19 protein-coding genes and 1 tRNA gene are annotated in these 19,689 nt (G+C 61.8%); 10 read left to right on the top strand and 10 right to left on the bottom strand.

Annotated features, from left to right (window positions below; all coding sequences use genetic code 11):
- Positions 1–10: 10 nt before the first annotated feature.
- The 5 genes from F8197_RS17415 to F8197_RS17395 all read left to right on the top strand — a co-directional run bounded on the left by F8197_RS17415 (position 11) and on the right by F8197_RS17395 (position 7,528).
- A complete protein-coding gene (locus F8197_RS17415) occupies positions 11–499 on the top strand; it encodes a sigma-70 family RNA polymerase sigma factor (protein ID WP_056147137.1) in 489 nt (162 codons plus the stop codon).
- Entirely contained in the window at positions 481–1,479 is a 999-nt protein-coding gene (locus F8197_RS17410; RefSeq protein WP_152882976.1) for a FecR domain-containing protein, read from the top strand. The genes F8197_RS17415 and F8197_RS17410 overlap by 19 nt, the downstream gene beginning before the upstream one ends.
- 97 nt (positions 1,480–1,576) lie before the next feature.
- Entirely contained in the window at positions 1,577–4,432 is a 2,856-nt protein-coding gene (locus F8197_RS17405; protein ID WP_152882975.1) for a TonB-dependent receptor, read from the top strand.
- Positions 4,422–7,217, top strand: a complete 2,796-nt coding sequence (locus F8197_RS17400) for a M16 family metallopeptidase (RefSeq protein WP_193333467.1) — start codon at positions 4,422–4,424, stop codon at positions 7,215–7,217. Before F8197_RS17405 ends, F8197_RS17400 begins: the two co-directional genes overlap by 11 nt.
- Before the next feature lie 101 nt (positions 7,218–7,318).
- Complete coding sequence (locus F8197_RS17395; protein ID WP_152882973.1) at positions 7,319–7,528, top strand: DUF2945 domain-containing protein; 210 nt, start codon at positions 7,319–7,321, stop codon at positions 7,526–7,528.
- An 8-nt stretch (positions 7,529–7,536) separates the two neighbouring features.
- On the opposite strand, the gene F8197_RS17390 is transcribed toward F8197_RS17395, so the two are convergent.
- From F8197_RS17390 to maiA, 9 genes are all read right to left on the bottom strand, one after another.
- Positions 7,537–8,505, bottom strand: coding sequence for an alpha/beta fold hydrolase (locus F8197_RS17390; protein WP_373996905.1), 969 nt, complete (start codon positions 8,503–8,505; stop codon positions 7,537–7,539).
- Positions 8,506–8,590: 85 nt separating this feature from the next.
- Positions 8,591–8,773: a T6SS effector amidase Tae4 family protein gene (locus F8197_RS17385; protein WP_152882972.1), complete on the bottom strand. Its 183-nt coding sequence runs from the start codon at positions 8,771–8,773 to the stop codon at positions 8,591–8,593.
- Positions 8,774–8,794: 21 nt separating this feature from the next.
- On the bottom strand, positions 8,795–8,968 hold the full coding sequence (locus tag F8197_RS17380) for a DUF2256 domain-containing protein (RefSeq protein WP_227012346.1): 174 nt from the start codon (positions 8,966–8,968) through the stop codon (positions 8,795–8,797).
- Positions 8,969–8,989: 21 nt separating this feature from the next.
- Entirely contained in the window at positions 8,990–10,417 is a 1,428-nt protein-coding gene (locus tag F8197_RS17375) for a sugar porter family MFS transporter (RefSeq protein ID WP_152882970.1), read from the bottom strand.
- A 104-nt stretch (positions 10,418–10,521) separates the two neighbouring features.
- The gene (locus F8197_RS17370) at positions 10,522–11,292 is read right to left on the bottom strand and encodes a ParA family protein (RefSeq protein ID WP_152882969.1); all 771 of its coding nucleotides are present in this window, start codon (positions 11,290–11,292) and stop codon (positions 10,522–10,524) included.
- Positions 11,293–11,385: 93 nt separating this feature from the next.
- Complete coding sequence (locus F8197_RS17365) at positions 11,386–12,081, bottom strand: SDR family NAD(P)-dependent oxidoreductase (RefSeq protein WP_227012345.1); 696 nt, start codon at positions 12,079–12,081, stop codon at positions 11,386–11,388.
- Positions 12,082–12,541: 460 nt separating this feature from the next.
- Positions 12,542–13,630, bottom strand: a complete 1,089-nt coding sequence (locus tag F8197_RS17360; protein WP_152882967.1) for an NADH:flavin oxidoreductase — start codon at positions 13,628–13,630, stop codon at positions 12,542–12,544.
- A 215-nt stretch (positions 13,631–13,845) separates the two neighbouring features.
- Positions 13,846–14,550: a glutathione S-transferase family protein gene (locus F8197_RS17355; RefSeq protein WP_056147155.1), complete on the bottom strand. Its 705-nt coding sequence runs from the start codon at positions 14,548–14,550 to the stop codon at positions 13,846–13,848.
- A 186-nt stretch (positions 14,551–14,736) separates the two neighbouring features.
- Positions 14,737–15,399: a maleylacetoacetate isomerase gene (gene maiA / locus F8197_RS17350; RefSeq protein ID WP_056147157.1), complete on the bottom strand. Its 663-nt coding sequence runs from the start codon at positions 15,397–15,399 to the stop codon at positions 14,737–14,739.
- 137 nt (positions 15,400–15,536) lie between these two features.
- Between maiA and F8197_RS17345 the strand changes: the two genes are divergently transcribed.
- Together F8197_RS17345 and F8197_RS17340 are read left to right on the top strand one after the other, a co-directional pair.
- Positions 15,537–16,088 carry a TetR/AcrR family transcriptional regulator gene (locus F8197_RS17345; protein WP_193333466.1) on the top strand — a complete coding sequence of 184 codons (552 nt, stop codon included), beginning with the start codon at positions 15,537–15,539 and terminating at the stop codon, positions 16,086–16,088.
- Positions 16,089–16,099: 11 nt separating this feature from the next.
- Positions 16,100–16,795, top strand: coding sequence for an alpha/beta fold hydrolase (locus F8197_RS17340; RefSeq protein ID WP_056147161.1), 696 nt, complete (start codon positions 16,100–16,102; stop codon positions 16,793–16,795).
- 236 nt (positions 16,796–17,031) lie between these two features.
- On the opposite strand, the gene F8197_RS17335 is transcribed toward F8197_RS17340, so the two are convergent.
- Positions 17,032–17,107, bottom strand: a tRNA-Phe gene (locus F8197_RS17335).
- Between the two features lie 77 nt (positions 17,108–17,184).
- Between F8197_RS17335 and F8197_RS17330 the strand changes: the two genes are divergently transcribed.
- Genes F8197_RS17330 through F8197_RS17320 form a run of 3 tightly spaced genes read left to right on the top strand, consistent with a single transcriptional unit; the run spans position 17,185 to position 19,686 of the window.
- Entirely contained in the window at positions 17,185–18,417 is a 1,233-nt protein-coding gene (locus tag F8197_RS17330) for an FAD-dependent monooxygenase (protein WP_152882966.1), read from the top strand.
- Positions 18,418–18,443: 26 nt separating this feature from the next.
- The gene (locus tag F8197_RS17325; protein ID WP_193333465.1) at positions 18,444–19,178 is read left to right on the top strand and encodes a DsbC family protein; all 735 of its coding nucleotides are present in this window, start codon (positions 18,444–18,446) and stop codon (positions 19,176–19,178) included.
- 49 nt (positions 19,179–19,227) lie between these two features.
- Positions 19,228–19,686, top strand: coding sequence for a (2Fe-2S)-binding protein (locus F8197_RS17320; RefSeq protein ID WP_019923862.1), 459 nt, complete (start codon positions 19,228–19,230; stop codon positions 19,684–19,686).
- The last annotated feature ends 3 nt before the right edge of the window (positions 19,687–19,689 follow it).

Raw genomic sequence — 19,689 nt, 5'->3', positions numbered from 1 at the left:
AGGGCCGATAGTGGATGTCAGTGTAGAAAGTTTGTATCGCGAGCACCGGCCGTGGCTGACCGGCTGGCTGCGCGCGCGCCTTGGACACTGCTCCGACCGCGCTGCCGACTTCGCGCAAGATACTTTCGTGCGCATCCTGCAATCGGGCGCCTGCGTGGCCGACGTGACGCAGCCGCGTTCCTATTTAGCCACCATCGCGCGCGGCCTGATGATCGATCATTTTCGCCGCCACGACATCGAGCAGGCCTACCTGGCCGAGCTGGCGCTGGTGCCGCCCGCGCTGCAACCATCGCTCGAAGAACGCGCCATCCTGCTTGAAACTTTACTCACCATCGACCGCCTGCTGGCCGACCTGGGCCCCAAGGTGCGCCAGGCGTTCCTGCTGGCGCAGGTGGAAGGGCTGGACCAGGCCACCATCGCCGCGCAGCTCGGAGTGTCGGTGAGCAGCGTCAAAAAATATATGCAGCAGGCGGTGGTGCAATGCCTGAAGTGTCTGTGATGACGTCAGCGCCGTCCATCGCCGCCGCTGCCGACTTGCCGCTGGAAGCGGCGGCCGACTGGTTCCTGCTGTTGGCCGAGGATGACTCGTCCGAGAACCGGCGGCGCTGGCAGCGCTGGCACGACGCGGATCCGTCCAATCGCTGGGCGTGGGAAAAAGTGGAAAAGCTGCAAAGCCTGCTGGCAGCGGCGCCGCGCCAGGCGCCGCACGTATTCCAGCAAACCGACCGCAAGCAGGCCGAACGCCAGAGCCACAGCACCCGGCGCCAGGTCCTCGCCATGCTGGGCGTGATCGCCACCGGCGCCATCGGCTACCGGCTGGCGTCCAGCTGGCAGGGCGCGCCGGATGTGCCGCACATCGAATGGATCGTCGCCGCCAAAGGCGAGCGGCGCGAAATGGCCTTGCCTGACGGCGGCCGCCTGTGGCTCGCGTCCGGCACCCGGGTGGGAATCGCCTACGATGCCAATCACCGCGACCTGTACCTGACCGCCGGCGTGCTGCAACTGACCAGCGGGCGCGATCCGCAGGGCCGCACGCTGCGCATCCTGGCGCGCGACGGCGTGATCCGGCCGCTGGGCACGCGCCTGACCGTGAGCCTGTTCGATACCCACACCGTGCTGGCAGTGCAGCAAAGCGCGGCCGAGGCGCAACCGCTGTCCGGTTCGCGGGTGCGAGTGGAAGCGGGGCAGCGCGTGCTGTTTTCAAAAACCGCCAGCGGCCGCCCGGAAACCGCGCTGTTCCCGGAAGACGCCTGGACCCGGGGTCTGCTCACCGCGCTCAATATGCCGCTGACCGAATTTGCCGAGCGCTTCGCGCTGTACTCGGGGCAGCGCATCGAGGTGGCGCCGGCGCTGGCGGTGCGCCGTGTTTCCGGCACCTTCCGCATCGACGCCGCCGAGCGCTCGCTGCACACCCTGGCCGACGGCCTCGGGCTGCGCCTGGACCAGGCCGGCGACGGCTGGCGCCTGCGGCCCAGATAGGCTTGCCCGAAGGGCGCAAAAAAATATTTTGCAAAAAGACGGTACTTTTTGACTGGTGATCCGGCCTACAGGGAAGTCGATCACTTTTCCATAAAAAATGAACCTTGTCCTCCAGAGTGCCGTAACAGGCCGAGCGCGCAATCGTCAACTGCGTATCCGCCCCTTGCTGGCCGCCTTGCTCAGCGCCGGCATCCTGCTGCCGGTCACCGTGGCGATTGCTGCCGATGGCGATGCCTTGCGCAGCCAGACCGCCAAAACCTACGCCATCGCTTCCGCGCCGCTGGCCGATGTGCTGAACCGCTACGCCGCCGAAGCGGGCGTGGTACTGGTGTTCGACGCCGGCCAGCTCGGTGGCGCCCAGTCGAAAGGCTTGCAGGGCAAGTACGATGTGCAGGGCGGCTTCCAGGCGCTGCTGGCCGGTACCAAATACGATGCTGTGATGAACAAGTCGGGCGGCTTCGTGCTGCGCGAACGCCCGGCCGCTGCCGCTGCGCGTGGCGACAAGACGGCTGGCGCCGAACCCGAATCGACGCTGCAGCCGATTCACGTGCAGGCGTCCTCGCTGGGGACGGTGGAACGGCTCGACCGCGAAATGATCAGCAATGCCGCCGCCGTCAACGGCGACATGACCAGCATGCTGCGCATCAATCCGAACGTGCAGTTCGACGACGCGCTGCTGTCATCGGCCACCGGCGGCGAGATTGCGCCGGCCGAGATCAGCATCCACGGCGCCAAGGCCTACCAGAACGAAATCCTGCTCGATGGCGTATCGATTTCCAACGATATCGACCCGGGCAACAAGATCACTACCACCAGTCCCGACCTGATACCGGGTTCGGCCCAATCGCTGGCGGTGGACGCCAGCATCCTGTGCGAAATCGAAGTACTCGACTCGAACGTTTCGGCCGAGTATGGCCGTTTCGTCGGTGGCGTGGTCAAGTCTCGCATCTGCTCGGCGCGGAAGCAATTCGGCGGCAAGGTCGCTGTGGGCTATACCTCGTCGAGCTGGAGCAAACTGCTGATCGATCCGGCGCGCGAGCAGGACTTCGAAGAGTCGTCGAACGCCGACCTGCAGCCGCGTTTCAAGAAATGGACCTATAAAACCACGGCGGAAGCCCGGTTTGGCGACGCCTGGGGTGTGTTGGTGAGCGGTGTGCGCCGCACTTCCGAAATTCCTCTCAACCGCTTCACCACCAGCAACGAAGGCACCACTGTCAGCCGCGAAGTGACGCAAAAGCGCGAGCAGGATACGCTGGTGGTCAAGGCCGACTACACACCCGCGACCGGTATCCACAAGGGTGAAATGACGCTCGCTTATGCGCCGTCGAACAACAGCTATTTCATCGAAAACTACCGCGACAGCGACTACACCATCAAATCGGGCGGCCTCAATCTGAGCGGACGGATCGAATCGCGCTACGACCTGGCGACCGTGACCAACCAGCTGTCCTGGTCGCGTAACAAGCAATCGCGTCGGGGCGAAGCGGACACCTATATGAACTGGCGCTGGTCGGCCGACAAGAACTGGGGCGACCCGACCCTCGGCATCAACCCGATGAGCGGCGAGGGCGCACAAGGCGATGTGGACCAGGAAATCAAGACCGCCGAATACAAGCTGCGCGCCGCCTTCACGCCTTTCAACACCGGACCGATCAGGCACCGCGTGGCCAGCGGCCTGGAGCTGCGCAACCAGGAAGGCACGTATGCGCGCCTGAAAACCCAGTATAACTATTCCACCGTCTCGGTCCTGCCGGCCACCGGCATCATGGCGCGCTGCCTGGGCACCGATGGCATCACCGATACCGTGGCTTGCTCCGCCGCGCCCACCCGGCAAGGCGTGGGACAGTACTTCCGCACCGAGCTTGTCTACAACGTCGGCGCCATCGACGTCAAAGCCCACTCGTCTTCCGCCTATCTCGAAGACGAAGCCACGTGGGGCGACTTTTCGCTGCGGGCCGGCGTGCGCGGCGACCGCGACTCACTGATCGGCAAGACCAACATTGCACCGCGCGTCAAACTGGGCTGGCAGGCCAGCGACGTGCTGGCGCTGGACCTGGGCGCCAACCGTTATTACGGCCGTAACCTGTTTGCTTTTGCCATGCAGGAAAAGGTTAATGCGCTCAAGACCCAGCGCACCCGCAGTTCGTCGTCGCTGGTCTGGGGCGCTCCGACCACCACCAAGCCGTCGAACCGCCTCGAGGACATGGATTCGCCTTACGACGATGAGCTGACCGCCGGCCTGACTTACGAGTCGGATTTGCTGGCCGGGCCGCTGAGCGTGCGCTATACCCACCGCGACGGCAACGACCAGATCGTGCGGGTGTCGAGAACCAACCAGTCCGACTGCGCCAACAACAGCTGCTTCATCTTCACCAACAACGGCCAGAGCACCACCAAGGACATCACGGTCAGCTGGTCGAACGCGCGCGCATTCAAGATACTCAAGAGCGCCAATCGGTTTTGGGTAGCTGTCAACAAGAGCGATACCAAGGCCAACTACTCGACCTATGCGGCCAGCTACAGCACCGCCATGCTCAACGACGCACTGGTGATGTATGACGGCACCGTGATGCGCTATTCGGATATTCCCGCGGCCAACTACAACCGCCCGTGGACCGCCCGCCTGGGCGCCATGACCACCTTGCCGGCGCAGCACCTGAGCATCAACAATATGCTGCGCGTGCGCGGCGGTTTCGAGCAGATCCTGCAACGCGGTTCGGCGGTGGTCGATGGCGTGAGCCTGGTCAATTTCGAGCGCACCAATATGCCGCGCTCGGTGGCGCTGGATACGGTGATCCGCTGGACGCCACGCATCTACAAGCGGCAGGAACTCGAAGTGAAACTGACCATCGAAAATATTACCAACCACAAGAACATGATCGCGGTAAACGATACCTATGCGAGTTACGAACGCGGCCGCACCATCGCACTGGAGATCGGCTATGACTTCTAAATTCAAACTGTTTGCCGTCGTCGGCCTGTGGTTCACCATGTCGGCTGCCACGGCGGCCGAAGCGTTCCGCTGGGACGAACGCGTGCAGCGCGGCCAGCTCGATAACGGCTTTACTTATTACATCGTCGATGGCAAAACCATGGGCAACACGGTTTCGCTGCAACTGGTCGTGCGCGCCGGTTCGCTCGACGAGCGCGACGACCAGTCCGGCGTGGCGCATATGGTCGAGCACATGGTGTTCAAGGCGTCTGCCGCCCACCCCGAGGGCGTGGGCAAGTACATGGAAAGCCAGGGCTGGCGCATCGGCAAGCACTACAACGCGCAGACCAATTTCGAGCGCACCCTGTACCAGCTGATGGCCGATAAAAAGCCGGACACGATCGCGGCCGGCGTGAACGCGCTGGCGCAAATCGCCGGCGGCGCGCAAATCCCGGCCGATGCGCTCGAGCGCGAACGCCAGGTGATCCTGGAAGAGTGGCGCGGCAAGCTCGGTGTGCGTGAGCGCATGGACCGTCAGCGCCGCGCCATGCTGCGCGAAGGTTCGCTGTATCCGCAGCGGCCCACCATCGGTACCGAAGCAAGCATCCGCACGCAGCCGGCCGAATCGCTGCGCAAGTTTTACCAGGACTGGTACCGTCCCGGCAATATGGTGCTGGTGGTCGTGGGCGACGTCGATGCCAAGACCCTGCGTACGCAAATCGCAGCCGCCTTCAACGGCTTGAAGCCGGCCGCGCTGCCCGCACGCAATCCCGCCGATCCGGTGTTGCGCGACCAGTTGCAAATCCTGCGCCTGCAGGATTCGGAAAGCGGCACCAGCCAGGTGGGCTTCGTCAACCGCTTTGCGGTGGACAAGCGCCAGGACGACGAAGGTTTGCGTGCACGGCTGGTGGACCGCGTGGCCGAACGCAGCCTGCGCGCACTGGTGCGCCAGGCTGCAGAGAGCCTGCCGGCGGGCGTGTCGTCGCTCACCAGCAGCAAGGGCGAGCTGGGCGAAGCCACGGCGTCGCTGGGCTTTGCGTCCAGCGTGGCAGTCGGCAGCCACCAGGCCGGCCTGCGCCAGATCCTCGTGATGCGCGAGCGCGTGCGCCGCGATGGCCTGCGTGAGGACGACATCCGCAGCGAGATCGCCGAGATCCGCCGCCTCAACGCCAAAGGCCCGCAGCAGCAGGCCGCGCGCGATTTCCAGGGCTGGCAGCAAATGCTGGTCGGCGCGGTGCAGGCCGAGCGCGTGCTGCAAGACCCGCAGCAAAAGCAGGTGCAGATCGCACGCATCGCCGATGCCATCACGCCGGCCGAAGTGAACGCACGCGTGCGCCAGTGGATCGATGCCCCCGACCGCGCCGTGTTCATGCTGGCGCCGGGCCTGAGCCCGCTCACCTTGCCGACCGCAGCAGAAGTACTGGCGGTGCAGAAGACGCTGGCTGCGGAACCGTTGCCGGCACTGGTGAAGGTGAACAAGGAGGCGCAGGCCGCCTTGCCGGCAGTGGTGCTGCCCGAGATCGAATCGTCGGGCGCCGTGGTGCGCCAGGACGACCTGGGCGAGGGCGTGCAACGCTGGAGCCTGGGCAATGGCGACGTGGTGGTTTGGCGTCACACGCCGAACGACACGGTGATGCGGTTTGCCGCCCAGTCGGGCGCCGGCTACCGGATGCCGGGTGCGCCCGGCTGGCAATGGCAGCTGGCTGCGCAACTGGGCAACGCCGCCGACCTCGAAGGCCAGGAGCGTGGCGAGATGGCGCGCTGGAGCACGGCCAACAAGGTGCGGCTGTCGCAACAGCAGACCGAAACCCAGCTGACCTACACGGCGCAAGTGCCGGCGGCGCAGCTGGACGACTTGTTGCTGCTGTACGCGGCGGGCCAGGCGCAGTCCGAGATATCGCAGGCGGCCCTGAGCGACGCCAGCGAACAACTGGCGCGCGTGAGCGCACGCCGCCCCGACAGCGCCGGCGACCGCGCCAGCCGCGAAATGAGCCGCCTGCGCTATGGCGAACGGCTGCCGGCCGACGCCATGCCGGACGTGGCGGCGGTGCAGGAACTCGACAGCCAGGCCGGCTTGCAGCTGGTGCGGCGCCAGTGGCAGCAGCTGGGCGCGCTGCCGGTGACATATTTCGTCAGCGGCCCGGCCGATGCCGCCACCGTGAAAGCGCTGGTGGAACGCCGCTTGGCCGGTATTTCGCGCCAGGCTGTATCAGCGTCTGCCACGGCGATGCAGCAGGTGGGCGGCTACCGCGAGAGCCGGCTGGCGATCGGCATCGAGCCGCAGGGTAGCGTGCGTGCGCACGGCAGCCAGCCCCTGGCGTGGTCGCCGGAGCGGGCCATGCGCACGGCCATTGTTTCGCGCATCGTATATCGCCAGCTGCGCACCGAGCTGCGCGAAAAAGAGGCGGGCATCTATCGCCTGAACTACAAGCTGAGCCTGGAGCCGCAGGGCCGCCTCACCAGCGAACTGTCGTTCACCGCTGCACCGGAACGGCTCGATGCGCTGTGGGCGTCCGCCAGGGCGGTGCTGGAAAAATTGCCAGCGCGGATAGACACCGCCATGCTGGAAGAAGAAATCCGCCAGATGCGCAGCGACGAAAGCACGCGCAAGACCGACGCCACGGCCCAGTTCAATCGCCTGCAACTGAGTTACGCGCGCTACGGCGACGCCCGGTACCTGAAAGACAGCCAGCAACTGGCCGTTGGCCTCACGCCCGAGAGCGTGCGCGCACTGGCGCAGGAGTTCAAGCTGGCCGGCGACCTGGTGGTGGTGAAGGTACTGCCGAAGGATGCAGTACCGCAGTAAGCTGCCAGTGTGCGGCGGGGCGCGTCCGGTTGGGTTGGCCAGGCGCGCTTCTGCGCCGAATCATGGTCAAATCATCGTATCGGGTTGATACGGGAGCGGCCATGAAGCACGCATTCAAAGTCGGCGACAAGGTGCAATGGGAATCGTCGCAGGGCACGGTGCACGGCACCATCAAACAGAAACTGACCGCGCCGACGGACATCAAGGGCCACCACGTGGCGGCGTCGGCCGCGCACCCTGAATACCTGGTGGTGAGCGACAAGACCGGGGCAGAGGCGGCGCACAAGGCGCAGGCGTTGAAAAAGGTGTGAGGATGACGCTACCGCTGCCCGGCGATGGTGGCGTCCAATATGCCGATGATTGTATGTTGAAATTTCTCGGCTTCTTCCTGGTGTATTTGATGGCCTGAATGCTCGAACAGGAATAACTGCTTGTTCGGAGCGCGGAGCTTTTCAAAATACCCGGTCGTGATACCAGCGGAAGTCTGGATATCGTTCTTGCCGACGAAGAAATACACCGGGCACTGAACCGCTGGTAAAGTCTGGCGCAGATCGATGCGCATCACGTCGGTCCACACCGGCGTCCAGGTCTTCGCCCATTCGCCAAAAAAGGCTTTGAATTCCGGGTCGAATACGAATTTCTTACCTTCTTTGTAGAACAGCCATTTTCTGAGGTAAAACAGATCCTGCTCGGTAGCGAAGGGAGCGGCTACCTGAGCAAGTTCCTTGCTGGCGGCGGGATTATCCTTGAGATGAAGTTTGAGCGTTTGCAGCAGTTCATTTTCACTGTCCATCTGGCTGACGACGGGATTGACTGCAAGGTAGGCATGCAGCCATTCCGGGTGGTTTTTCACCATGTCGAAACCCAGTACGTTGCCCCAGGAACTGCCCAATAAATAGATCTTTTCCTGGTGCAGTGTTTTCCTGATGAATTCGACCACCTGGCGCGTATCTTCTGTCATTTGCGCCAACGTTGGCTGGTCTGGAGACGGGTTGAGCTTGAGCGTTTTTCCGGCATCGCGCTGATCCCATTGAATAATGGTGAACCTGCTTTTTAATATTGTGGTGAACGCATCGGCGTTCTTCATCATGGAGCTGCCGGGGCCGCCGGACAGGAATAGCAGCACGGGCTTGCGCGCATCGTCCGTTTTGATCTCGATCGCCTGCTTAATGCCGCCGATGTCGGGCGTCAGCAATACGTCCATTTTTTCCGCCTTTACCGTTTCTTGCGCCAGGCAGGCAGCATTGACCAGGGCCAATATCAACATCAGCAGGTATTTTTTGATCACGGGGGGACCTTGTTAGCGGGACAGGCGGGGTGCCCGGCAGCCGGGAATATTATCAATATACCAGCAATTTCAAGTGGCAGCGGTCTTAGCAGGTGCGTCCGTCGAACAGCATAGGATGGCCCTGGTCGTTCGACCAGCCGGATACCCGGAACAGAATCATGCCTTGTTTGCCAGCCAGTGCGCCGCCATCGGCAGCCGGAATTTGCACGACCTCGGCTTTGCCCCAGCGTCGCTGCAAGAAGTCGATCAGGTCGCGCGCCGGGGACAGTATTTTTGGATTATCCGGACTCTAGTGCCGCGACATTGGAGAGTGTTCCATTGCTTCTGCGGGCGCACCAGCCCGCCGACACCGCTCCGAGCAATACTTCACCTGCGCCCAATCACGCTCCCACTTCTTGCGCCACGTAAAAGGCAGCTGGCAATGCGCACACAGCTTGGTCGGCAGCTCCGATTTTTTGCGCATTTTCGCCATGCGATGTTCTCCTTAGTTGCTCTTGCCGAGCTCCTTCTTCAGGAAGGTTTCCAGGCCTTCCAGCGACTTGCCCCTGGTTTCCGGCAGACAGGTCGTGACAAAAATCAGCGATAGCACATTGATGCCGGCAAACACGAAGAACGTCGCGCTGCCGAAGTGCGCCATGGCAATCGGGAACAGCAGCGCCACCAGGCCGTTGAATACCCATTGGCACGCCACAGCAGTGCCGGTCAACACGCCGCGCACATGCATCGGGAACAGCTCCGACATGAGCAGCCAGTACACGGGCGAAATGAGCATCTGCATGAACAGCAGGAAGCACAGGATGCAGGCCAGGGCGGCGTAGCTTTTGAACAGGCCCTCGGGCATCAACAGCAGCACCGCGCCGAGCGCGGCCTGGGTGGCGATCACGAAGCCGAGGCCCGTCATCAGCATTGGCCGGCGGCCATGTTTGCCGATCAGCCAGATGCCGATAAAGGTGGCGATCAGTGCGACCACGCCGTTGCCGATAGTGGCAGTCAACGCCGCATTGGTGCCGAGTCCGGTTGACTTCAAGATGATCGGCGTGAAGTACATGAAAGCGTTAACGCCCGTGAACTGGGCCACGAAGCCCAGGCCGATGCCGATCCACAGCAACTTGCGGATCCACGGTGTGCCCATCACGGCAGACCAGCCGGCCTGGTCGCGATCGATCTCGTTGAGCTTGACCATTTCGTCGAGCTCACGCTCGACTTGTTTTTCGCTCGAGCGTATCTGTTCCAGCACGGCGCGCGCCTCATCCATCCGGTTCTTGCTGGCCAGCCAGCGCGGCGAGGCCGGCACCATCAGCATGCCCAGTCCCAGCAGGATGGCCGGCACCGCTGCAATCGCCAGCATGTAGCGCCAGACGTCGGGCGAACCATAAAAGTGTGCGAGCGCTGCGTTGAGGATATATGCGATCAACTGGCCGCTGACGATCATCAGCTCGTTCTGGCTGACCAGCCGCGCGCGCCGGCTGGGGCCTGCCATCTCGGCAATGAACACCGGCACGGTGGACGAAGCGCCGCCCACGGCAAGGCCGAGCACGAAGCGCATTGCCACCATGATCGCAACCGACGGGGCAAATGTTGTGCCCAGTACGCCAATCAGGAACACCAATGACAAGCCCATCAGAGTGCTACGGCGGCCATATTTATCCGACAGCGTACCGGCCATCAGCGAACCGATGGCGGCACCAAACACCAGGGCAGATGTGACGATGCCGTCAGTGACCGGGGTCAGGCCCAGGCCGCCCTGTTCGAGCGGCGCGCTCATGAAGGGCAGGGCGCCGGAAATGACGCCGGTGTCGTAACCGAACGCCAGCGCGCCCATGGTAGCGGCGATGGCTACCTTGAAAACGAAGCGGCTTTCCTTGGTATCGGGCGGGACCGCCTTGGCGGGCGGTTCTGAATGGGAGGGCATGACTGAATCCTTAGCAATTTCTTAGCATCAATCTTGTGCAGATTAATTGAAATTGCTGAGGATGTAAGTTCGGTGGGAGACATATGGCAACTGCCAGCGGTCGCTCAGGAACCTGTCAGTTCGCCGTATAGTGCCAGGTATTCCTGGCTCAGCTTGTGATTCCGGTCGAGGTGGATCATTGGCAGGTTGCGCTCGTGCGATTCGCGGATGCGGATTGAACTCGACAGCTTGTTCTCGAAGACGGGCAAGCCTTCTTCCGTGAGCTGCTCGACCATGCGGCGCGGCAAGCTGGCGCGCGGCTGGAACTGGTTGACCACGATGCCCTCGATGATGAGGTCGGCATTGTGGTCGGCCTTGATTTCCTTGATGTTGTTGATCAGGGTGTACAGCGCCTGGCGTGAAAAATCGTCGCAATCGAACGGAATCAGGCAACTGTCCGCACCAATCAGGGCAGCCTGGCTGAAGAAATTATAGGCGGGCGGCGTATCGATAAAAATGTCGTCGTATTCCTTGCCCAGTTCCCGCAGCAAGTCGCGCAGCTTGTAGATCTTGTTGCGCGATTCGAGCTTCGACTGCAGATCGCCCAGTTCGGGGTGAGCGACGATGATGGACAGGTTCTCGAACGGCGTGGAATGAACGTAGTGGCCGGCCGGCTGGGCAAACTGGCTGAAGCTGAGCACCTGTTCAAAATAGTCTTTTAAAGTCGGCGTCGCCTCGTGCGCCGCCGCGCCCAGCACGTAGCGGCTGGAATTGCATTGCGGGTCGATGTCCATCAGAAGCGTGCGCTTGCCTTGGCTGGCAGCGATCGCTGCCAGGTTTACCGCGATGGTCGATTTACCCACGCCGCCTTTTTGATTGAAGATCACCCGTTTCATCGCACGCCCATGTAGTGATGGAAATGCAACCATTCTAGATGAACTGGCGTGGGCGAGGGATATAAAGATGGCGCGGTCACGGATTACCTGGCACTACCACGGCAGTTCGGCGCCGTTGTACGACCGGAACGACCCGCTGTCGGCCGGCGTGAGCGCATCGAGCACATGCAGCATGTCGGTGGCGGCATCGTGCGCCGGGCGGCCGATGGCGTCACCGCGAAACGGCTGCGACAGGTGCGAGTTGACAGTGCCCGGATGCAGCGCGACCAGCACGCTGTTCTTCTGCTGGCGCGCCACTTCGATGGCTGCCGTCCTGACCATCATGTTGAGGGCCGCCTTCGAGGCGCGGTAGCTGTACCAGCCGCCGAGCCGGTTGTCGCCGATGCTGCCGACCTTGGCCGACAGCATGGCCATGACGGCGCGCTGGCTATCGAGCAATGGTACGAAGTGGCGCAGCAGCAGCGCCGGGCCGAACACGTTGGCCGTGAACGTGGCCTGCATTTGCACGGTATTGAGGTCGGCGAGGCGTTTTTCCGGCATGAACGCGGGCGTGTGCAGCACGCCGGCGGCGTTGATGACCAGGTGCAGGCGCGGACCGGCCGCGCACTGCCGCGCGGCCTCGGCGACGCTATCCTCATCGGCAAAGTCGATTGGCGGTAATGAGTGGCGATGCAGTTCGCGCACCGATGCGCAGCGCGGCGAGGCGCGCAGCAGATCGACAAAGGCGGCGCCGATGGTGCCGGAGGCGCCGATTACCAGCGCGTGAAATTGGTCGGGAAGGCTGTCCATCATGGCGGGTTCCTTGTGCATCTCGAAAATGGTTCAGTGTTCAAAGCGTAAAGGGCAGGGTAGCAGTTGTTTCAACGTGTCGCCGATGAGCAGCAGGTTACCGGGCACGGGGAAAATGAATTGCCCCAAAAAAAACGCCAACCGGCGATGGTTGGCGTTTTTTTCTAGCGGTTATCGAAGTCCTCCATCGGTCAGAGCCATGGCAGGCCTCCTTTCGGGGCAACTCTGACCCCGAAAGGGCCACTCGGGCTTGATGTTGCCCTGCCAGGTGCATGGCTGAAGGCGGACTCTGCTGGATTGTTTGGGACGTAAAAAAACCGCAGTCTCCCATGAAGAATGCGGTTTTTCAGACTGCTCAAGACGAACTGAGCGATGTTCTTGGTGGCCCGGGGCGGAATCGAACCACCGACACAAGGATTTTCAATCTTCAGGTCTCCGATGTCCGCACCGCGCGGTTCGATCAGATTTCGCTCGGTTTGATATGGGCTAGCGGCTGCAACAAAGCGTTATCGAATTCGGTCAGCGGTTCGTTTCGCAGGACCTTTTGCGGCCAATCGCGGTCTGCTAGCGCGCCTTTGCCAAGCGCAATGACGTCAACGGTGCCAGTGGCCAGCAGCGCGGCGGCTTTGGCCGGTTCCTCGAGCTGACCATTTGCAATGATCGGCAGGCCTGCGTAGCGTTTGGCCAGCTCGACCAGTGCAGGCCCGGTGCCAAAGCCTGGTTGGGTCGCATCGTACTCGGTGACATGAATATAGTCGAGGCCGGCTTTACCCAAATTTCCGAAAATCACGCTCGCATCGTCTACTCCGTTCCCCCATTTGTATACGAAATCGTTGACCTTGCCCTGTGAAATGCGGATGCCAACTGGGAACTCCGGTCCGACAGCATGCCGTACCGCCTGGCTTACCTCGACCAGCAGCCGCACACGGTTTTCAGTGGCGCCGCCATAACGGTCCTCGCGCTGGTTGCTGTAGGCGGTCAGGAACTGGTCGAGAATATAGCCGTTGGCGCCATGGATTTCGATACCATCAAAGCCGACGGCCTTGGCACGGGCCGCGGCATCGGCGAAGTCTTGTATGAGTTGCGTAATCTCATCGGGCGTTATCTCCCGCGGAATTGGATAGGCTCCCTTACCGCGATAGAAGCTCATCTGTTCCCCGACCGGTTGCACGGCAGATGGCCCAATCGTTTCCGTGCTCCAGTGACTGCCCTGGCTCAGCGCGCCCGCATGCATCAGCTGGATAAAGATTTTTGCCCCTTCCGCATGCACGCCTTCGATCACCTTGCGCCACGCGCGTGCCTGGGCATCGTTCCCAATGCCGGGCTGGTATAGATAACCCTGGCTATGCCGTACATCCGGGTACACCCCCTCAGTAATCAAAAGACCGTAACCACCGCGCGCAAAGCGCGCGTAATAGCGCGTCATGTCGTCACTCGCCAAGCCTTCCGCTGATGCGCTAATACGGGTCATCGGCGCGACCGCGAGGCGGTTCTTCAATGCCAGCTTGCCTATGCTGGTCTCCGTGAATAGAATCGGGTTGCTGGTCATGTTTGGTTCCTTTAGAAAAGCATGGTTGCTACCTGTGCAGCAAAGCCAGGTCGTTCAAATCTCTTTAGTATTTTTTGCGAAGCTGCCTATTCGTGAGCAAGCGGGCGTGACAGTCAATCGACGATCTGTTGACACGTGTTTTTGGAGAAGTGCTTACTCGAAATTCCAGCATCTGAACCTTCCCGATGCTGGTTTGGTGATGAAATACCGTCGGCTTAAAGTTTGTGCAAATGCGCCAACTCAGCGAGGCCGCTGCTTCCATCCGCGTATGCGCGTTGAAAGCCGGGACGCGTCTTCCATCGTTGCCATATCGCGTCAAGATGTTCGAACCGCTCATCAAGAGGCGTGGCATTCACTGGAAATTTAGAAAAAGCGATCGCTGTACATAATGTAATGTCGGCGAATGTCGGTTCGTCGCCGCCAAGCATCCATGCACGGCCGTCGGATAAATGGCGATCTACCAGAGCGGCGTGTGCCAACGCCTCTTTGCGACAATGTTCGCCCCACTGGCGGTTCTGCGTCAGCTCGAGTTTCGGACCTAACCCTTCGTGCATGACGTGAAACATGGTCACAATACGGTACAGAATGTGCGTGAAGATCCGGTTTTCCCACATGGTGTCCATCCCCTGCTCTAGCGGCGACTGCCCCATGATTTTTCTACCGTCGTGCAGTTGGTCGAGGTAACGCGCGATCGCTGCTGCTTCTGACAGATAGTGCCCGTCGGATAACACCAAAGTGGGGGTTTCACCCCACGGATTCATCTTCAGGTGTGGCCACTTGCGTTGATCTCCGCCAGGCGACATATCGTAAATTGTTTCCTCAAATTGCTCCGCGATCCCTTTCTCATGCAGGAACAAGCGCAGGCGCTGGGGATTGGGAAACGCTGAGGGTGATGTATACAGTTTGAGCCGTTCAGTCATGGAAATCTTTCGTGTATTAAGAGCCTATTCCTATAGGCCGGAGTCGCTGCTGGCGCGCCTGACAAGCGGGTGCTGCGTTGCTCGTCGTTGCATGCCTAGCCGTGCGGCCCTCTCGCGCGATGAGTGAGCCTGTCATCCGGTTTGCCGGGGCTTCATAGCCCCCGGCCACTTTTTTGGCGCGCCTGTTCAGGCCGGAGCACCTATCTGACGACTCGGCTTGGCTTCGATGAACGCCGGATGGGTGTCGCAAGCTTCCATGATCCGGTCGATCGTCGGTATATCCGGGATCGTAATCTTAAAAATCCGCACCATTTCCACAATGCTGGCAAGACAGATGTCGGCCATCGTCGGCGTGTCGCCATGACAAAATACGCCTGTCTGCGGCTCGGCGGCAAGACGTTGCTCGAGCGCGGCCAAGCCGGTCCCAAACCACTGGATCTGCCATGCACGCCAAGCCGTGTCGTCCATTCCAGTGGCGGCAGTCAAGTATTTTTTGACGCGCCCCGTGATCAACGGATGGGTATCAGCAGCGAGCATTGCAGCGATTGAGCGGACTCGGGCGCGCCCATGCAGGTCCTGCGGCAGCAACGGGGGCGCCGGCTGGTATTCGTCCAGAAATTCCAGGATCGCCAGCGACTGTGTCAGCGGCGCATGGCCGATCTCAACCAAGGCTGGGATCGCGCCAAGGGGATTGATCTTCAAAAATTTCTCGTCGCGCTGCTCGCCGGCATCGATATTGACGATGCGTTCGTTCGCCGTCAGCCCCTTTAGATTGAGGGCGACGCGTACCCGGTAAGTGGCCGACGTGCGCCAGTAAGCATACAGCTCGAAAGTGGTTGGGGTGGTCATCGCTGATTTCCTTTGAGGTTAGACACACATTGTGGACTGATCGATCTATAATTATAGCCATGTCCAGACTTACACGCCGCTCCACACATAACCACACGCAACCGACCTCCCCAATGCTGGGGCGGCCACGCCAGTTCGTGCCTGCCGAAGCACTCAGGGATGCACTGGAGGTGTTTTGGGAAAAAGGGTACCAGGCAACCTCACTTGACGATCTGACCGCTGCCATGCACTTGAGCCGGTCGAGTTTTTATGCCTGCTTCGGTTCCAAGCACGCCGTGTTGATGGCCGCTGTCGAACTCTATGCCGATGAGCTATTTGCCAGGCTCGAGGCCATGGCGTCGTCCATGCCTGCCCTCGAGGCCGTCCATGCCGTACTGGCCGCGATTGCCGCCGTCGATGCAGGCCGCCGTGGCTGTTTTTTTGTCAATTGTGTGACTGAACTTGCACCGCATGATGCGGCCCTGGCGGCCTTCGGTCAGCGTCACGTTGCCCGCATCGGCAAGCTGGTCGTCGGCCTGCTCGAGCGGGCCGGATTTACCCCGGAGCTGGCGCAAACGCGCGCCGCCGCCTTGTTGGCGCTGGTGATCGGCACCATCACGCTGCGCAAGGCCGGCCTGCCAGCACCGGAGCTACTGACAATCCTGAACCAGGCGCAGCTGTTGCTCGCCGATACCACTTCTTCTATTTAATGGAGCCACCCATGTCACCACGCCTGCCCACTGTCTTCCTTCCCGCCTTGCTGTGCGACGAAATGCTGTACCAGGATGTCATCGCCGCCCTCGGCGACGCTATCGAACCGCAAATCCTGATGTCGCCGCAAGCGCGCCTGTCCGATAGCGTCGCCGATATTCTTGCGCGCGCGCCGCGCACCTTTGCGCTGGTAGGCACCTCATACGGCGCCAATCTGGCGCTTGCAATTGCCGTTGCCGCACCGGAGCGTGTTTCCGCACTCTGGCTAATGGGCTGCAACGCCGGCGTCCCGGCCGCCGGCGGGCCCGATCTTGCCGCCGGACTCGAAGCGACGCCAGAGGCGATCATTGATTTTTTGGCGGGAATCGTCGTGCGCCCGGCTGATCACGCAGCAACGGCCGCCTTCAAAGCCATGGCGCACCGCGTCGGCGCGGCGGCTGGCGCGGCGCAGGCGCGTGCGCTGGCCAGCCGGGACGATATCTGGGCCAGGCTGGGCGAGCTGCGCATGCCTGCGCTGATCCTGTCTGGTGACGAAGATCCGATTGCACCGCCGGCGTGCGGGCAGCAGCTCGCTCAAGCGATGCCGCACGCGCGCTTCGAATTGCTGTCGCAATGCGGTCACTTGCCGGCGCTGGAGCAGCCGAAGCAGGCTGCCGCGTCGTTCCACGCTTTTATCGGCGAGGCTGCAATGCAGCGCGCACGATAGGGTGGGTAGGACGACTGGCAAGATCTTGTACCGAGGCTGCTGAAGGCGCCTCGGGTTACGCAGGCGGCAGGGCGATAGCTTCGGCCTGTGCTGCAATGTAAGCGGGAAAGTCGCAGTCCGGACTTCACCCATCGCTAATGGGTAAAGGTACCGGAAATAAACCGGACCCAAGGACCGTGGAGTCCACAAACGACAACGCCCACTTGCATGAGTGGGCGTTGCGTGAACGATGTTCTTGGTGGCCCGGGGCGGAATCGAACCACCGACACAAGGATTTTCAATCCTCTGCTCTACCAACTGAGCTACCAGGCCAAGGACCAGAATTATAGCAGGCTCCCATAAAAGCGCAAGCACCAAATTCTGTTGCCGACAAACGCTATAATGGTTGGATGAATAAATCCATGTCCCTGTCCGCCTCCGCCGCCGCCACCGCCTCCACGGTCAGCGCCGAGATTTGCATTGTTGGCAATGGTGCGATTGCCAAGACCACGGCACTGGGCCTGGCGAACGCCGGGCTCAAGGTTATTCTGCTGGGGCCGCCTGCGCCGCCGGTCGCGCCACCGGCCGAGGCAGGGTGGGACGCCCGCGTGTACGCTCTGAATCACACCGCGCACCGGCTGCTGTCGTCGCTCAAGGTGTGGGGCGCGCTCGATGCCGCGCGCGTCACCCCGGTCGATGCGATGATCGTGCATGGCGACGGTCCCAATCCCGGCGGCCTGGCATTCGATGCCTATGGCGCCCATACCGATACGCTGGCGTGGATACTGGAAGAGCGCAATCTGAACCAGGCGCTCGACGCCGCACTGCGCTTTGCCCAGAACGTCACCATCGTCGGCGGCCGCGCGGCAGCGCTGCAGCGTGGCGATGACCATGCCACCGTCACATTGGGCGATGGCAGCAGCATCGAGGCGCAACTGGTGGTCGGTGCCGACGGCGCCGAGTCGTGGGTGCGCGGCCAGTGCGATATCGGCCTCGATTACCGCAGCTACGGCCAGCGCGGCGTGGTCACCAATTTTGCCTGCGAAAAGCCGCACCACGGCGCGGCGCACCAGTGGTTCACCGGTGAGCAGGGTATCGTGGCGCTGCTGCCGCTGGCGGGCAACCAGGTGTCGCTGGTGTGGTCGGCGCCCGATGCGCTGGCCGATACCCTGCGCGCCGAGTCGGCGCAGCAGATCGCCGACCGCCTGGCCGTGTATGCCGCCGACAAACTCGGTGCGCTCACGCCTCTGCAGCCGGAGCTCGTGCGCGATTTTCCGCTGCGCCTGATTCGGCCGCACGCCATGACGTCGCCGCGCGTGGCGCTGGTGGGCGACGCCGCCCACGTGGTTCATCCGATGGCCGGCCATGGCATGAACCTGGGCTTTGGCGACGTCGCCCAACTGATCGAAACGCTGGCCGCTCGCGAGCCGCAACGCGGCGTGGGCGACGCCCGGGTGCTGGCGCGCTACGAGCGCGCGCGCAAGGAAGACGTGCTGCTGATGCAGGTCACCACCGACGGCCTGGCGCGCCTGTTCGGCGCCGATGCCGAGCCGCTGCGCGCGGTTCGCAACCTGGGCTTGAATCTGCTCGATAAAATCCCGGTGCTCAAGCGCCGGTTGATCGCGCACGCCATGGGCAAATAAGCTTAAATGAAGTTATTGGAGAAGTTATGAGAAAGAGTAAGTTGGCATTGGTGCTGATGTCGGTGTTGTTGGCGTCGTGCGGCAATGCGCAAGATGCGCAAAAAGCGCCGTCGGAAGAAGCGCTGCGCAAGATCGTCGAGCCGCGCCTGGGCGAGGGCGTCAAGGTCGATTCGATCAAGGCTACGCCGTATAGCGGCCTGTATGAAATCCGCATGGGCAGCGACATCCTGTACACGGACAAAACCGGTACCTATGTGTTCAATGGCCATATCTTCAACCTCACCACCGGCAAGGACCTCACGCGCGAGCGCATCGACGAGATGACCCGCGTGAAGTTCTCGGATCTGCCGCTGGCCAAGGCGCTCAAGACCGTCAAGGGCGACGGTTCGCGCGTGATCGCGGTGTTCGAAGATCCGAACTGCGGCTACTGCAAGCAGTTCCGCAAGACCACGCTCACCGAAATCGACAACGTTACCGTCTATACCTTCCTCTATAACATCCTGCGTGAAGACTCGTTTACCAAGTCGGCCGGCGTGTGGTGTGCGCCCGACCGCAACAAGGCCTGGGACGACTGGATGTTGAACGGCAAACAGCCACCGGCGGCGCCGGCGTCTTGCGCCACCCCCAACCAGGAAATCGTCGCGCTGGGCCGCAAGATCGGCGTGACCGGCACCCCTACCATCATCTTCAGCGATGGTTCGCGTCTGCCAGGTGCGGTAGACACCAAGACGCTGGAAGCGAAATTCGCACAATTAAAATAGCAGTCCGTTTGTCCAACACCAGCAGTACGTCCTCCAGGAGATTTTTTACATGATCACTTTGAATATCAACGGCAAGGACGTACAAGTCGATGCCGATCCGTCCACGCCCATCCTGTGGGCGCTGCGTGACAACCTGAATATGACCGGCACCAAGTTCGGTTGTGGCGCGGCGCTGTGCGGCGCCTGCACCGTGCACCTGGCCGGCGAACCGGTGCGCTCGTGCGTGATGCCGATTTCGGCTGCCGTGGGCCAGAAGATCACCACCATCGAAGCGATGGAGTCCGACGCTATCGGTAAAGCGGTGCAGGAAGCGTGGGTCAAGCTCGACGTGCCGCAATGTGGCTACTGTCAGAGCGGGCAAATCATGAGCGCCACCGCGCTGCTGCGCACCAATAAAAAGCCGAGCGACGCCGATATCGACAACGCTATGAGCGGCAATATCTGCCGCTGCGGTACCTATCAACGCATACGCGCCGCCATCAAAGACGCCGCCAGCACCATCGCTTAAGGG

Source organism: Duganella sp. FT27W, from assembly GCF_009295655.1.
Lineage (GTDB): Bacteria > Pseudomonadota > Gammaproteobacteria > Burkholderiales > Burkholderiaceae_D > Rugamonas > Rugamonas zoogloeoides.
This window is presented reverse-complemented; position numbering and strand designations above follow the sequence as displayed.

What these genes read in the sequence shown, in the direction of transcription:
- F8197_RS17360 (WP_152882967.1), bottom strand. Translation starts at nt 13,630, where the DNA reads ATGACCAGCAACCCGATTCTATTCACGGAGACCAGCATAGGCAAGCTG.
- F8197_RS17395 (WP_152882973.1), top strand. Translation starts at nt 7,319, where the DNA reads ATGAAGCACGCATTCAAAGTCGGCGACAAGGTGCAATGGGAATCGTCG.
- F8197_RS17330 (WP_152882966.1), top strand. Translation starts at nt 17,185, where the DNA reads ATGAATAAATCCATGTCCCTGTCCGCCTCCGCCGCCGCCACCGCCTCC.
- F8197_RS17400 (WP_193333467.1), top strand. Translation starts at nt 4,422, where the DNA reads ATGACTTCTAAATTCAAACTGTTTGCCGTCGTCGGCCTGTGGTTCACC.
- F8197_RS17325 (WP_193333465.1), top strand. Translation starts at nt 18,444, where the DNA reads ATGAGAAAGAGTAAGTTGGCATTGGTGCTGATGTCGGTGTTGTTGGCG.
- F8197_RS17320 (WP_019923862.1), top strand. Translation starts at nt 19,228, where the DNA reads ATGATCACTTTGAATATCAACGGCAAGGACGTACAAGTCGATGCCGAT.
- F8197_RS17405 (WP_152882975.1), top strand. Translation starts at nt 1,577, where the DNA reads ATGAACCTTGTCCTCCAGAGTGCCGTAACAGGCCGAGCGCGCAATCGT.
- maiA (WP_056147157.1), bottom strand. Translation starts at nt 15,399, where the DNA reads ATGACCACCCCAACCACTTTCGAGCTGTATGCTTACTGGCGCACGTCG.
- F8197_RS17380 (WP_227012346.1), bottom strand. Translation starts at nt 8,968, where the DNA reads ATGCGCAAAAAATCGGAGCTGCCGACCAAGCTGTGTGCGCATTGCCAG.
- F8197_RS17340 (WP_056147161.1), top strand. Translation starts at nt 16,100, where the DNA reads ATGTCACCACGCCTGCCCACTGTCTTCCTTCCCGCCTTGCTGTGCGAC.
- F8197_RS17355 (WP_056147155.1), bottom strand. Translation starts at nt 14,550, where the DNA reads ATGACTGAACGGCTCAAACTGTATACATCACCCTCAGCGTTTCCCAAT.
- F8197_RS17365 (WP_227012345.1), bottom strand. Translation starts at nt 12,081, where the DNA reads ATGGACAGCCTTCCCGACCAATTTCACGCGCTGGTAATCGGCGCCTCC.
- F8197_RS17370 (WP_152882969.1), bottom strand. Translation starts at nt 11,292, where the DNA reads ATGAAACGGGTGATCTTCAATCAAAAAGGCGGCGTGGGTAAATCGACC.
- F8197_RS17410 (WP_152882976.1), top strand. Translation starts at nt 481, where the DNA reads ATGCCTGAAGTGTCTGTGATGACGTCAGCGCCGTCCATCGCCGCCGCT.
- F8197_RS17375 (WP_152882970.1), bottom strand. Translation starts at nt 10,417, where the DNA reads ATGCCCTCCCATTCAGAACCGCCCGCCAAGGCGGTCCCGCCCGATACC.